Annotated in this window: 15 protein-coding genes; 6 read left to right on the plus strand and 9 right to left on the minus strand. The window is 35.3% G+C overall.

Annotated elements, in window-relative coordinates:
• Positions 1-24: 24 nt before the first annotated feature.
• The gene (locus tag MHI47_RS12970) at positions 25-672 is read left to right on the plus strand and encodes an acetoin utilization AcuB family protein (RefSeq protein WP_093536850.1); all 648 of its coding nucleotides are present in this window, start codon (positions 25-27) and stop codon (positions 670-672) included.
• Positions 669-1,841 carry an acetoin utilization protein AcuC gene (locus MHI47_RS12975; protein WP_340762960.1) on the plus strand — a complete coding sequence of 391 codons (1,173 nt, stop codon included), beginning with the start codon at positions 669-671 and terminating at the stop codon, positions 1,839-1,841. The genes MHI47_RS12970 and MHI47_RS12975 overlap by 4 nt, the downstream gene beginning before the upstream one ends.
• 24 nt (positions 1,842-1,865) lie before the next feature.
• Here the strand turns inward: MHI47_RS12975 and ccpA are convergent, their stop codons facing one another.
• Together ccpA and MHI47_RS12985 are read right to left on the minus strand one after the other, a co-directional pair.
• A complete protein-coding gene (gene ccpA, locus MHI47_RS12980) occupies positions 1,866-2,864 on the minus strand; it encodes a catabolite control protein A (protein WP_340764507.1) in 999 nt (332 codons plus the stop codon).
• 137 nt (positions 2,865-3,001) lie between these two features.
• Positions 3,002-4,087: a bifunctional 3-deoxy-7-phosphoheptulonate synthase/chorismate mutase gene (locus tag MHI47_RS12985; RefSeq protein WP_093536848.1), complete on the minus strand. Its 1,086-nt coding sequence runs from the start codon at positions 4,085-4,087 to the stop codon at positions 3,002-3,004.
• Positions 4,088-4,252: 165 nt separating this feature from the next.
• Between MHI47_RS12985 and pilM the strand changes: the two genes are divergently transcribed.
• Positions 4,253-6,388, plus strand: a complete 2,136-nt coding sequence (gene pilM / locus MHI47_RS12990; protein ID WP_340831095.1) for a pilus assembly protein PilM — start codon at positions 4,253-4,255, stop codon at positions 6,386-6,388.
• A 182-nt stretch (positions 6,389-6,570) separates the two neighbouring features.
• On the opposite strand, the gene MHI47_RS12995 is transcribed toward pilM, so the two are convergent.
• The 3 genes from MHI47_RS12995 to MHI47_RS13005 are packed head-to-tail and all read right to left on the minus strand — an operon-like array spanning position 6,571 to position 8,539.
• Entirely contained in the window at positions 6,571-7,230 is a 660-nt protein-coding gene (locus MHI47_RS12995; RefSeq protein ID WP_340831097.1) for a uridine kinase family protein, read from the minus strand.
• A 47-nt stretch (positions 7,231-7,277) separates the two neighbouring features.
• Complete coding sequence (locus MHI47_RS13000; protein WP_340762964.1) at positions 7,278-7,895, minus strand: NUDIX hydrolase; 618 nt, start codon at positions 7,893-7,895, stop codon at positions 7,278-7,280.
• Entirely contained in the window at positions 7,892-8,539 is a 648-nt protein-coding gene (locus MHI47_RS13005) for an HAD family hydrolase (RefSeq protein WP_340832055.1), read from the minus strand. Before MHI47_RS13005 ends, MHI47_RS13000 begins: the two co-directional genes overlap by 4 nt.
• A 316-nt stretch (positions 8,540-8,855) precedes the next feature.
• Here MHI47_RS13005 and MHI47_RS13010 point away from each other — a divergent pair, with 316 nt between their 5' ends.
• Entirely contained in the window at positions 8,856-9,281 is a 426-nt protein-coding gene (locus MHI47_RS13010; RefSeq protein ID WP_340831098.1) for a hypothetical protein, read from the plus strand.
• 79 nt (positions 9,282-9,360) lie between these two features.
• Here MHI47_RS13010 and xerA read toward each other — a convergent pair whose 3' ends face one another.
• Positions 9,361-10,200 (minus strand): site-specific tyrosine recombinase/integron integrase, encoded by an 840-nt coding sequence (gene xerA / locus MHI47_RS13015; RefSeq protein WP_241600772.1) that lies wholly within the window; start codon positions 10,198-10,200, stop codon positions 9,361-9,363.
• A 189-nt stretch (positions 10,201-10,389) separates the two neighbouring features.
• Between xerA and MHI47_RS13020 the strand changes: the two genes are divergently transcribed.
• Both MHI47_RS13020 and MHI47_RS13025 read left to right on the plus strand, forming a co-directional pair.
• On the plus strand, positions 10,390-10,830 hold the full coding sequence (locus MHI47_RS13020) for a hypothetical protein (RefSeq protein ID WP_340831100.1): 441 nt from the start codon (positions 10,390-10,392) through the stop codon (positions 10,828-10,830).
• A gap of 322 nt (positions 10,831-11,152) precedes the next feature.
• A complete protein-coding gene (locus MHI47_RS13025) occupies positions 11,153-11,569 on the plus strand; it encodes a hypothetical protein (RefSeq protein WP_340771749.1) in 417 nt (138 codons plus the stop codon).
• Between the two features lie 626 nt (positions 11,570-12,195).
• Here the strand turns inward: MHI47_RS13025 and MHI47_RS13030 are convergent.
• The 3 genes from MHI47_RS13030 to murC all read right to left on the minus strand — a co-directional run bounded on the left by MHI47_RS13030 (position 12,196) and on the right by murC (position 14,685).
• Positions 12,196-12,762 (minus strand): YtxH domain-containing protein, encoded by a 567-nt coding sequence (locus tag MHI47_RS13030; RefSeq protein ID WP_340762965.1) that lies wholly within the window; start codon positions 12,760-12,762, stop codon positions 12,196-12,198.
• Between the two features lie 14 nt (positions 12,763-12,776).
• On the minus strand, positions 12,777-13,241 hold the full coding sequence (locus MHI47_RS13035) for a DUF948 domain-containing protein (protein ID WP_093536837.1): 465 nt from the start codon (positions 13,239-13,241) through the stop codon (positions 12,777-12,779).
• A 142-nt stretch (positions 13,242-13,383) separates the two neighbouring features.
• Positions 13,384-14,685, minus strand: coding sequence for a UDP-N-acetylmuramate--L-alanine ligase (gene murC, locus MHI47_RS13040; protein WP_340769740.1), 1,302 nt, complete (start codon positions 14,683-14,685; stop codon positions 13,384-13,386).
• Positions 14,686-14,692: the final 7 nt, after the last annotated feature.

A 14,692-nucleotide genomic window follows, 5' to 3' on the forward strand; every position in this document is an offset into this window, starting at 1 on the left:
ATCTGACAAAAGGAGTTCATGCCAATGCTAGTTGAACAAATCATGAATACTTCCGTACCGAGTCTAACTCCGGATCACACGATAAATGATGCATTAAAACTACTGAAAGAGAAGAAAATACGTCATTTACCAATTATTAATGACAAGCGTCAAGTATTAGGAGTTGTGACCGATCGAGATTTAAAAGATGCAACTCCGTCCACCTTACAAAATGTATCAGACCCTGAAATATATAATCGTACATTAGAAGAAATTATGACTAAAAATCCAATCACAGGCCATCCTCTAGATTTCGTAGAGGAAACTGCAAGTATATTTTATGATAATCGAATTGGTTGTTTACCAATCGTATCGCACGGAAAACTGGTAGGAATGATCACCGAGTCCGACTTACTTTACAAATTTATTGAACTTACAGGTGTACATCAACCAGGTTCCCAAATTGAAATTCGAGTTCCAAATAAGCCAGGTGTTCTGTTCGACGTTTCAAAAGTTTTCCACGACCAAAAAGTCAATGTATTAAGTGTATTAGTTTATCCCGATAAGGATCACAGCGACTATAAAATCTTAGTGCTTCGCGTAAAAACGATCAATCCACTAGAACTTATCAAATCTATTCGTGCTGAAGGCTATGAGGTATTATGGCCGAATCATCCAGGACTGGGACTATGAAAAATGCTGTATTCGTCTTTTCCGAAAACCAATTAGGCTATAAGTTTTCGGATACTCATCCATTTAACCAAAAACGCCTAACATTGACGGTGGATCTATTAAAAGAAGTAAATGCTTTATCCTTATCAGAAATTGTTTCTCCTAGAATAGCAACGGACGAGGAATTACTTCTCGTCCATGATGCAAACTATATTGAAATGGTAAAAGAAGCTAGCAAGATAGACGCCGATAGCACTAAATATGAGAGTTACGGCATCGGTACGGAAGATACACCTATCTTCCCAGATATGCATGAAGCAAGCGCAAGCCTTGTAGGTGGAACGTTGACTGCTGTGGACTATGTAATGGAAGGTAAATCTACTCATGCGGTAAACTTAGGTGGAGGTCTTCATCACGGTTTTAAAGGTCGTGCATCTGGTTTTTGTATTTATAATGATAGTTCTGTTGCTATTAAATATATGCAAGAAAAGTATAATGCTCGTGTTCTTTACATAGATACAGATGCTCACCACGGAGATGGTGTCCAATGGAGCTTTTATGATGATCCAAATGTATGCACGATTTCAATTCATGAAACAGGAAGATATCTATTCCCCGGCACAGGGAATATTACCGAGCGAGGGACAGGAGAAGGGTACGGAACGTCTTTTAATTTCCCTATTGATGCATTTACAGAGGACGAGTCCTTTTTAGATATTTACCGGACAAGTTTTCGTGAAATTGTAGAAGCATTCAAACCGGATGTCATTCTAAGCCAAAATGGTGCAGATGCTCATTATTTTGATCCACTTACACATTTATATGGAACAATGAATATCTATCGAGAGATTCCTAAGTTGGCGCATGCGCTCGCACATGAATTTTGTGATGGCAAATGGATTGCAGTTGGTGGTGGTGGCTACGATATTTGGAGAGTAGTACCTCGTGCATGGTCCTACGTATGGATGGAGATGAATGATATTCCATTGCCAGAAGGCGAATTACCAAAAAGTTGGTTGGATCGATGGTCGAAAGAAGCACCAGTCCCACTCATCCCTACTTGGCAAGATCCAAATCCGCTATACGAACCTATTCCACGTAAAGAAGAAATTACCGAAAAAAATAAACATATGCTCGATAAAGCACTTTACCAGTTGCGAAATCAGCAAGCATTTAAAAAACACCAGTAACTGTTTAGTTTACTGGTGTTTTTTTTATTTAACTGATTTTCGTTCCTCAATCCAATACGGAAGAATTACGTTATTCTCTTCAATATTTTCTTTGTTCATATGCTTCGTCAGCAATCGCATTGAGACTGCCCCAATATCATACAATGGTAATACGACACTCGTTAGTTGAGGTCTAACCATTCTTGTTAGTTTCGAGTTTTCAAAACTCATTACTTCTATATCCTCGGGTACGCGTAATCCGTTATCTTGTGCACCATGGATTAGACCAATAGCAATTTCATCGTTACCAGCAAAAAATGCTGTTGGCGGATCCTTTAACTCTCGTAACTGATCCCATGCAACAAGACCATCGTCGTATGTATTATTAACACCTACTATAAGATCTGTGTCAATTTCGATACTAGCCTCATTTAATGCTCTTTCATAACCTGATACCTTGTATAGTTTAGTAATGGTGCTATCAATAGATCCAGATACAAAAGCAATGCGTTTATGTCCATTTTTAATCAGACGATTCACTGCGTCCACTGCTGCATCATGGTATTCAATATTTACAGATGGAAACGAGTTTGATGTTTCCACTGTTCCTGCTAAAACAATTGGAACGGTTGCTCTGTTCATTTCATGCAACATTTCAGGGGAAATTTCATCACTCATCATAACTACCCCATCTACTTGCTTACTAAGTAGTGTAGATAGTAATTGAACTTCTTTATCTTCTTGCTGATCGGAGTTTGTTAAGATGATGTTATAACGGTACATCGTTGCAATATCCTCAATACCACGTACTAGCTCTGCATAAAATACATTTGAAATATCGGGAATGATAACGCCGACCGTTTTTGTTTTTTTACTCGCTAGTCCTCGTGCAACAGCATTTGGTCGATAATCCAGTCGTTCAATTACTGCCAATACTTTTTGACGGGTAGCTGGCTTCACATTCTGATTTCCATTAACAACGCGTGAAACAGTTGCCATTGATACATTTGCCTCTCTGGCAACATCGTAAATTGTAATAGTCAACATATATCCCTCCTTCACCTTTTTTACATACAAAAATTTATATATATATTAATAATACTTGATAACCTTCCTAACTTTCAATCAAATAGTAAAACCGACTCTAAAATTAGAGTCGGTTTTGTGAATTTTTTCACTATCTATGCGTGGATCTCATGATTTTTCAAGAATTTCTGTACAGAATCATAAAACTCATCAAATTGTTGTAAGTTCATTTGTTGAGCCGCGTCCGATAAAGCAACAGCTGGATCTGGATGAACTTCTGCCATTACCCCGTCAGCACCAATAGCAATTGCGGCTTTAGCAGCAGGTAGAAGTATATCACGACGACCCGTTGAATGTGTTACATCTACAAATACTGGTAAATGTGTTTCCTGTTTCAATATTGGCACCGCAGATATATCTAACGTGTTTCTTGTCGCACGTTCATACGTTCGAATACCACGTTCACATAAAATAATCTGGTCATTACCTTGAGACATTATATATTCAGCTGCATGGATGAATTCATCCAATGTAGCAGCCATTCCTCGTTTTAATAGGACTGGTTTATTGATAGAGCCTACTGCTTTTAATAATTCAAAGTTTTGCATATTACGAGCACCGATTTGAACTACATCAATATAGTCTAATGCTTCGTCTAAATGACTTGGCGTTACAATCTCAGAAACTGTAGACAAGCCAAATTCTTTTGAAATTTGTTTTAAGATTTTTAGTCCTTCTAATCCTAGACCTTGGAAATCATACGGAGAAGTACGTGGCTTATATGCTCCACCACGGATTAGCTTCAATCCTTTAGATTGGATAGCTGCTGCTACCTCTGCCACTTGTGTATAGGACTCAACTGAACATGGTCCAAATACAAACGATGGTGTACCTGTTCCAATAAGTTCTCCATTAATATTAACGATCGTACTCTCAGGTTTTCTTTTACGAGACACAAGAAGTGCTTTCTTTTGATCATCTACTTGTATTTCCAATGCAGTTTTGAAAATTTCTTTGAAAATATGCTCAACAGTTGATTGTGGAAGTGGTCCAGCGTTATTTTCTTTCAAGTGATCTAGCATATGTCTTTCACGAAGAGGATCATATCTATTAACACCCTGTTTTTCTTTTACTTTACCAATCTCTTGAATAACACCAGTTCTTTCGTTTATTAACTGTAAGATCTCTACGTTAATTTCATCAACACGTGCGCGTAAAGCGTCTAAATCTACATGACTCATAGATAATTCTCCTCTCTTCTCTCCATCGGTACTTTATAACGACTGAAAATTGTGATACATTTTTAGATATAAGACATATTATAATCAATGCATGAGAAAATGTCACGCATTTTATTTTAGCGATTCAACTCGTTAAAGTATTTGTCTAAAAAAGGACGTGGGAATTTGGCATCTAAATTATTTGCATTAGATATTGGGACAAGGTCAGTAGTGGGAATCATTTTAGAAGAGCATGGGGAGTCTTTCCATGTTGTTGATATATTAGTAGAAGAACATAAGGAAAGAGCAATGGTTGACGGTCAAATACATAATGTCTTAAAAGTGGCTGAGATAATTCAGTCTGTCAAAGAAAAGTTAGAAAAAAAGCATGGCAAGCTAGAAAAGGTTAGTGTAGCTGCTGCTGGTAGAGCACTAAAAACAGAGCAAGCTGAAGTCATAATGGATATTAAAAATAGACCTATCTTCTCAGAAGACGATATGAGTCGACTTGAGTTATCAGCAGTACAAAAAGCACAAAGTAACCTACTTCAAAATAGTACGGACAAAAACACCAATCATTATTATTGTGTAGGCTACAGTGTTGTCTATTATCGATTAGATGGAGAAGAAATAGGCAGTCTAGTTGATCAACAAGGAAACGAAGCATCTATAGAGGTTATTGCTACATTTCTACCTCGGGTTGTTGTAGAATCTCTTATTTCTGCATTAAAACGAGCTAACTTAGAAATGGAAGCATTGACACTGGAACCAATTGCCGCGATTAATGTGTTGATCCCTCCTTCTATGAGAAGATTAAATGTAGCATTAGTCGATATTGGAGCAGGAACATCCGATATTGCTATAACAGATTTGGGAACTGTAGTTGCCTACGGAATGGTTGCAACGGCTGGTGATGAAATTACTGAGGCTTTAAGTGACATTTACCTATTAGACTTCCCATTAGCCGAAGAAGCAAAAAGAACCCTCAATACCGAAGAATTCATTCAAATACAGGATATTTTAGGCTTCGAACAAGACATTCCAAAAGAAGAAGTTGTCGACTCACTAAAGCCAGCTATAGAGGTTTTAGCTAGTTCCATTTCAAACGAAATCCTTCGACTGAATAATAATAAACCTACGAAAGCGGTAATGCTTGTTGGTGGAGGAAGTTTGACTCCAACGTTGCCTCGTATTTTAGCTGAAAAACTAAATTTACCTGCCAATCGAGTAGCTGTTCGTGGCATTGATGCCATTCAGAACTTAACGAAAGCAGATCATATCCCAATTACACCTGAATTGGTGACTCCTATTGGTATTGCTATCGCTGCAAAGCGTGCACCAATCCAATATATGTCTGTACAAGTAAACAATCAAATTGTTCGGTTATTTGAACTCAAAGAAATGACTATAGCCGATGCCTTACTAGCCGCTAATATCTCTGCACGTAAACTCTATGGAAGGCCTGGTGAGGCCCTATCAGTACATGTGAATGGACAAGTTATTCATATTCCCGGAGAGCATGGAAAACCTGCCGTTATTCAACTGAATGGTATAGAAGCCAATACAAAATCATCTATTCAAAATAACGATAAGATTGAACTATTGGAGGGCATCGATGGAAAAGAAGGAATGGCCACAGTTCGAGATCTTTTAGATGATGCTACTATTAAATCTATAACATTCCAAGGAGTTATGTATATAGTAGAACCTTCCGTACAAATAAATGGCAAGAAAGTATCTTTAGACACTATGTTGCAAGAAAATGACAAAATTACTGTGGAGACTCCACAGACTGTTGAACAAGTTTTGTATGCAATTCATAAAGAAAATTATTTGACTCAGCTCCATCCATACACCGTCACGATAAATAATAAAAATCATTTTATCCCGCCATTTTCAACCAAATTATCACTAAATGGCAGTCCAGTAAAACTTTCCTATTCTGTACAAGAGAATGATATTATACAAATGGAAACACATAATTCACCTACACTGGAACAACTGGCAAATCAACTCGATAAAAAACTGGTAGATCAGATAAAAATTACGTTCCAAAATAACACGCTAGAGCTTTCCAGAGATTGCGCCGTTGTTCATAAAAATAACGTCCAATTGTCCTCAAAGGATATTATTGCGAACGAATCGAAAATTCAGTGGCAAGATATAAATAGTTCCCCTTGGATCTTTCAAGACGTTTTTCGCTTTACAGAATGGACTATGCCTGAACAAGCTGGCTCCTTCCAAATCTTAAAAAATGGAAATCCTTCCCGTTTCGATGAAGAAATATTCGGTGGGGATCAACTGGAGATTGTCTTTGAATAAGAGCTCCCTTCGATATTGGCTACAATTTTAAATTGCATAAAAGCATGAAAAAACGAGCATCTGACATAGTCAGTCCTCGTTTTTATTTTGTATAAAATTACCTATTCCAACTTGAGCCTCAAGAATTCCAACTACAGTCCCGTTTATTCCAACTAAGCCCTTCAAAATTCCAACTAGAATAATCACCACTTTAAAAGTTCATCAAAATTACCCTTTTCTAGAAAATAATCCTCATTGGAATTTTTTAAAACGACATCAAAATTCCGATGATAAGGATGCATGAATAATTCATATTGAATTCTACGCATTTCATGAGATTTTCTTAAATAATTTATATCTGTTCCTCTTTCAGAAATATCACGGATACCCCTTCTTGTTAACTCAGTTTCTCCATCAGTATACAAATACACTTTTAGGTCATATAGAGCAGGATCTGTAAATGCAACACTCATCCCTTGGACTATATTAATATTATTTTGCGAAGAAAGTAACTTGCTCGTTGAATAATTCGTACCTATTGTATAAAAATCTAAACCATCTCTCATCATATGAATATCTCTCTCTAAAGCCAATATATTATGAGCAAAAGGGTGACAGGCTGTCATTTTATCATGATGAGTTTCGTTATGATATTCATAATCTATCAACGCATATTTTCTAAGTTGTGATCCAATAATATAAGGGTCCGTATTAATATAATTTACACAGTCCTGTCCTAAAACCTTTATAAGATTATTTGCAAGTGTTGTCTTTCCAGATGCACCATGTCCTGAAATTCCAATAGTAATTCTTTTATCCGTCGCGCTTATCCAATTGGCTATTTTATGTATTACATTCTCCATGCGTCACCTCTTCTGCTCTGAAATATTAATATCAATCCAGCTTTACCTTAATCTAATATCGTTTCTTTTTGTGGATTCCTCAGAAACTCGAAGAGCGTTTTAATCTGTGACTCCGTATTTCTATTCGTAGAAAGCTCCGGTAAATTATGTTCCGAAAAAAAGTTAATACTATTCGTTTCAATTCCTAAAGTAGGTTTTCCCCCAATAATTTCACACAATATAAATATCTTATAATAATGATAAGCTTCAGGAGGATGTGGATGTTTATTTTTATCCATTAAAGCAATTAGTCTTATTGGTAGTACATCAAAGCCTGATTCCTCTTTTATTTCCTTCATCACATTCTCAGATGGGGATAGTCCTATATCACAAAAGCCTCCTGGTAAAGCCCATTTATCATCTATATTTTCTCTTACCATTAAAATTTGATTGTTTTTAAAAACCACACCACGTACATCTACTTTAGGAGTTTGATAGCCAGTTTCATTTGTAAATAAATCTCTAATTTTATCCATTTCTAATTCTGTATGTTCTCTCATAATTTCTATACTAATCTCACGTAATTCTTCATAACGTTCGATATCATATATATCTTCAGAAAATGCCAGCCCTGACTGAGACAAAGCTTGTATTCTTTTTGCCCACTCTAACCATTGTTTGCTCATAAGATACCTAACTTAAAGGAACTTTTAAATTCTTTTATACTTTTAATTATCAAGTTGGGTTGTTCGGTAAATATAGATGTTTGATACTCTGACAACCACTGTACCCCAATGGTGTACACATTAGCTTGTACCCCAGCAAATATATCAGCATCACTGTCACCTATGTAAATTGTATCCGAATTATTTACTTCTAATATAGATAATACTTTTATCAGCCCCTCTGAATCTGGCTTCGGATTTATCACATCATCCCCCGTTATGATAACATCGAATAATTCATCCATATTCAATTCTTTTAAAGAAATATCTAAACTTCTTTTTGCCTTTCCAGTAAAAATCCCTATTTTAATATCTAGCTTTTTCAAGTAATTCAGCAATTCTAGAATTTCAAGATTAGTCTCTACTAATCTATTATGATGCTCAGAATACGTTTCGTAGTAATATTCAATAGCCTCTTCCTTATTTGCATTAGACAAATTATTTCTTATAATACCTGTTTCAGAAGGACCAAACATATCCTTTATACCATCGGAAGAAATATCCTTATTATCAAACTTTTTAAACACATTTTGAAAAGCATAAAAACAAATAGGTAAAGTATTAGCCAATGTTCCATCAAAATCAAATATAATTGCCTTCATAATAGTCCTCCTCATGTTCTACAAAAATCACAAAATATTTCTCCCTTTTTTCTATATGCAATCAATGACGTTTTTAAAGCAGCGTAATTGCCTATCTCTTACTTAAATTCTATAGGAACAGGAAATTCCCTCTTATTTTTTTAAAAAGAAGGCTCTGTTAAAGAAAGAGGTTGATAATCGTTAATGACTGCGAAGAATAGGTTTCCGATTCGTATTGGAAATTTATGACAAAATAAATAAATATAAGCTTGTGAAAGTGTTCACTTAAACTAACGCAGCAGTTTAGTTGAAGAAGGGATTCACATTAGGAGGTAGAAAAATGATAAGGATAAACAAGTTAATTGCCATCAACAAAACGTTTTTTATTATTTTGCTTACAATACTATCTCTAATGTCAATTGCAGGTTGTGGGATGGCTGACGGTGGTAAAGTTACAGCAAGAGAAGTATTAAAACAAAACTCAGATGCTGACATATTGATGTATAAAGGTCGTATTTATAGCAATATGACCGAAGTAGAGTGGTTTGAACAAAAAAAAGAGGAATATATCAAATACAATTTGATAGGCGAAATTGATAAACAGTCAACGAATAGCATTGGCTTTAATGATATGACAGCTACAAAATTACCTGTCGGGACAAAAGTACACTCTTCAAGAGAAGTTGATAATGATAAGGAGTTAGGAATCTTGATAGTAGAATTTGAAGGGGAATATTTGTACTATATGCAACTCCTTGAAGGTTAGTTTGTGAAGAGTTGTACTTAAACTAATGGGTGCGTTAGTCAAAATAGAGCAACGTCATTATGACGTTGCTCCTTTATATTTAAAAGTATTTCTGATAATACTCTTTCCTTAACCTTCCGCTTAATTGAGCGTAGATCCTAGTTGTTTCACTTTTCTCATGCCCCATAAGACTTTGTATGACTTCAATAGGAGCTCCATTATTCATCAAATGAGTTGCGTAACTGTGTCTAAGTTGGTGTGGGTGAATCTCTTTATTAATTTCCGCACGATTGGAAATCCGCTTGATGATGTATCTCATTTGGGCGACGCTCATTTTATGTGGCTGTCTGGCAGTTACAAAGATTGCTGGATTATGGTCATTACGGCTTTCCATATAGCGTTTAAGCCATATATCACAACGTGTATTAAAATAAACTTCCCTTTCCTTATCGCCCTTACCTCTCACGATCGCGGATTGATTGGACCAATTAATATGATTCTTTTCTAAGGAAACTATTTCGCCAATTCGACAACCGGTAGAAAACATGAATTCAAAAATTGCTTTTTCTATTGGGGAATGACAGGATTCACGAAGGTGTTCAATCTCTCGTTCGGTTAAATACTTAGGTATCCGCTTCCCTACTTTGGGTTCTTTAATCTTGGAAGTTGGATTCTTACTAAGAAGGCCTTCTTCATGAGACCAACGAAAAAATGATTTCATAAAGCGAATACGATGTGCAAGACTGGCTGGTTTTAAATGCTTACAGGATATAGCAAGATATTCCTTTAGTTGATTTGTATCCAGCAATGCCATCTCTACATCTTTAAAATAACCAATTAGTAACGAAGACTGTAACTGGTAGGCTTTCAATGTTTGTGGCGAAAAGCCCTCTATTCGCTTATCAGCTTCAAACGAAGCCCATGCTTTTGATAGTAACAATTCTATTCCCCCTAAAATAGTAATATTAAAAGGATTATTGCCAATTTAATAGAATTATAGACATAGGGTGTTTTTTTACTAACGCGGCAGTTTAGTTGAAGAGTGTTGTGTTGTTTTACTTGTGTTTAATACGCTCGACATTATTGATTAATAATCAATAAAAAAACTTAGTATATAAGGTGGAATTGGATGGAGAATAATTTTTTTATCTACATTAATCTAACTGAAAAAAATGTTGATTTCCAAAGTTATAAATACTGGTTTCTTTTAATTGATTATTATATAAAAACTGCAAATTTTATAGAATTTCATGTATGGAATGACGAAGTTGAAACGATTGAAGAATTAAGTTTGAAAACGAATCTTGAAAAAATTGATTTGTATCCTATGAAAATGGTCTGTTTTCAAGGGGATATAAACAAAAACTTAATTAATTTCATTTCACAAGAGAGTTTAAATCAGAATGGAGATATAAAATGGTTTTCACTTTTTTTGAAATGTAATGGTAATTGCTTCTTTGAATCATCACATTGGGGCTCTGAAATTAATGTAGAAAATCCTGATAAAAACGAAATTAAAATGTTAAAAGATATGATGCCAAAGAATGCAGTCTTTAATCATTTCAAGTAAATAAATATTTAATGATATTTCAGAATAGACTTTGATTGGGCATAAGCCTCATTTTTCTTGTTCAACTAACGAGGTGCTTTACTTCAAGAAGGAGTAAAGCCTTTTTTTCTTATTGAACTAACGCAGCAGTTTAGTTTAATAAGCCAAATGGATTTTTACTTATTATAAATGGAGAATTTATATAAAGTTGGAACATCTATTTGTTTCAGGCGTATTAAAGTAAAGCAACAGGTTAGTTCAAGAGTGTTGTTTAACTTATGTTCATGATTCGGACAGCTTGTGATAAGGTTGCGGTAAAAACAAACAAAGGAGTTGTATAAATTTGAAGCAATTTTTATTACTAATTTTAATTGTTTGCGGTATTCTGACAGGATGCGGAGGAAATAAAGTAACTATTTCAGAAATTAATTTAGAAAAGGCAAATGACATTGTGAAAAATTTTATTATGGATGTAGAAAATGATGAAAAAGGTACAGGAACTGGCATTTATATGTACAACGATTCCAAAAAACGCTATTTGTATCTTAATCAAGATTTTTTGGATGATGGAAAAGAATTTGGAGATATAGATATCAAAACAGATGAAAATTCGATTAACATTTATCTGAACGACATTTCTAATTCTGAGGGGGAAGCAGACACATATAAGTTGTACAAAATCAATGTCAAAGGGGACTATGAGTACCTGAAAGTTTTTAAGAATGGTGAAGAAACCCATTTTGAAGGGATAGGGGCTTAGTGGATGATGCCACAAAGGGGCACGATTTAATAGGTTCTCATTGTACTTCTTCGACTAAACCAGCCAATAGTTTGTCTCATTTTGATAGTGAGTTGAAAGTTTCATTTGAAAGTATGCCATAGTCAGTGTTTGTGAGTCTTCTACTTCAACTAACGGGTGCTTTAGTAAAAAAGGACATCAAAATAAAATGAGCTGGGAGAACATAGCCCAGCTCATTTTTTATGTGCTTTTAAATCAACCTTTAACTTTAACATAGCCAAAAACAAAAAAAGCACTGCTAGATGCAGTGCTTCCAGTTTGACGACAAAGGTATTTTTATAAACGGTTATGAATAGTTATAAATGTTCCTAAGGATGTTTATTCTTCTTATTAAAAGTAAGATATTGATTACTCTATTGGAACTGTTTTATAAGGCAAGGTACACCACGAAGACTCCAGTGGGAATAGCTTGAGCTGAAGACCCCGCAGGAACGTAGTGACGAGGAGGCTGAAGCCAAGCCCACGGAAAGCGAAGTGGTGGGCCTTGCCGAGTTTAATATTCAACTCTATACACCTAAATTTGAGTTTGTCTACAGTCTGAAAGCACTGCTAGATGCAGTGCTTCCTTTGATATTTATTTTATTCGATTACTTTTTATCTGATTCGGCAACAGCTTCTTTGATAGCCTCTGCTACTGCAGTTGCATTTTCTTCTTGTTCTGTTAACTCCTCAGTTGTATGAGAGATCGTTTCCATAAATTCCATTGGCTCTTCTCCCTCAGAAGAAGCAGTACCATCATCAAGAGGTGAAGAAGCACTTGGTTTAATAGCTTTTACTTTATCAACCAATTGTCCAGATTGTTCTTGAATTTGCTTAGAAAGTTGTGTTGTTTTTTCTTTTGCAGTTGATGAAAGATCGATGGTTTTATCTTTAAGCTGATTAGCTTGAGTGGAAAGATTTCCACGAAGCTCTGTTCCCGTTTTAGGTGCTAATAATAATGCAGTTGTTGCACCGATAATACCACCGATTAAAACACCGATGATAAAGTCCTTACCATTTACTTCTTCGTCACGATAAATATCATCGCTATTATAGTAAGGTACTGGCGGATAATTTGAATTTCCTTGCTGATTATAAGAAGGTTGGTTTGCATAGTATTCATGATTATAAGTTGCTTCATTGTAGTTAGGTTTAGTCTGTTTTTGATTTGTCATGTAAATTCCTCCGATTATTGTGGTTTATTTTGATCGTTTTCATAGGTATAATACCCAGCACGTTCTAATGCTTTGCGTTCTTTCCATTTGTCGCGAACACCTAAGAAAACGTTACTCCATTGCACTACTTGCGCTATCTTTTCTTCATTCTTCTCCACTTCAGTTGTTACGGAAGTTGTTAAGCGTTGGATAGAATGATTAAATCCATTAACTGAACTACCTACATTTTTTACTGCATCTACTACTGTGTTCAGCTTCTCAGATTTAACTTGAATGTCTTCTGCTAAGTTATTTGTTTTATGAAGTAGTTCCGCTGTTTCTTTCGTCATATTCTGCAGATTTGTTTCTAATCCATCTAACGTGTCTGCTACATTATTTAGCGTCTTTTTAACTGAAAATAATGTCATTGCCAAACTAATACATAAGATTAGAAATGCAACAGCGGCTATAATAGCTGCTATGTATAAAAGATTTTCCATTGTCCATCCTCCTAGAAACTTGTATGTCTTATTACATTTTTACCCTATTCAAATCAAATTAAACTTCCTACCTATACTATACTACGTTTCTTTTAAATATCCTTCAAAAAAAAGCTTAATCCTCATCGGATTAAGCTTTTTCTTATTTATTTAACTTTTTTTCAAAAGCTTGTTGATACTTCTGTACGTCGCCTGCTCCCATAAATAAGAAAACAGAATGTTCATTTGTCTTTAATTCTTCTACATTTTCTTCTGTCAGGATATGACTTCCTTCAATAATATCTCCAAGCGTTTCGATGGTTAAATTCCCTGCGTTCTCTCTTGCAGAACCAAAAATATCACATAGATAAACCCGATCTGCCAAGCTCAAACTCTCACTGAATTCTTGTAAAAACTTTTGTGTTCTTGTGAAAGTATGTGGTTGGAAAATCGCAATAACTTGATGATTTGGATACTTTTGTCTAGCAGATTGAATTGTTGCTCTTATTTCTGTCGGGTGATGAGCATAATCATCAATGATAATATCATTACCTACGACTGTCTCCGTAAACCTTCTTTTAACCCCTTCAAACGACTCTAAGCCTTTTTGTATAGTATCTGCAGGGACACCTTCATATTGGCAGAGAGAGATAACTGCAAGGGCATTTAGAATAGTATGATCTCCAAACAAGGGAATTGCGAAGCGATCATAATATTCGTTACGAACAAATACATCAAAAGATGTACCTTCCGGAGTTATTTCAATATTGCGAGCTGCAAAATCATTATGTTCTCCAAAACCGTAGTAGACTACAGGAACTTCTGATTTTATTTGTTGCAAGTATTTATCATCTCCACATGCAAAGATGCCTTTTTTCACTTGCATCGCCATAGATTGAAATGCCTGGAATACATCATCAATATCTTGGAAATAATCAGGATGATCAAAATCAACATTTGTCATTATTGCATAATCCGGATTATAGGCTAAAAAATGACGTCGATATTCACAAGCTTCAAACACAAAGTTAGATGCATTTAGCATACCTTTTCCTGTACCATCACCTATTAGATAAGATGTCGGTTCGTGTCCGCTCAATACATGCGATAACAATCCTGTAGTCGACGTTTTTCCATGAGCGCCGGTAATTGCTATAGATGTAAACTGACTCATATAATTGCCTAAGAAGTCATGGTAACGAATGATTTCCAAGCCAAGTTCTCTAGCTTTGACTAACTCTGGATGACTGTCAGGAAATGCATTTCCTGCAATAACAGTCATGCCCTCCTGAATATTGGATTCATCAAACAATAAAATCTCTATATTCCGCTCGTGTAATGGTTTTTCAGTAAAGAAGTATTTTTCAATATCAGAACCTTGAACTTCATAGCCAGTATCATGCAAAATTTGCGCTAATGGACTCATTCCAGACCCTTTAATGCCTGTAAAATGGTACTTTGTCATACGTATA

The sequence above is a fragment of the Psychrobacillus sp. FSL H8-0487 genome (genome assembly GCF_038008385.1).
GTDB lineage: Bacteria > Bacillota > Bacilli > Bacillales_A > Planococcaceae > Psychrobacillus > Psychrobacillus psychrotolerans.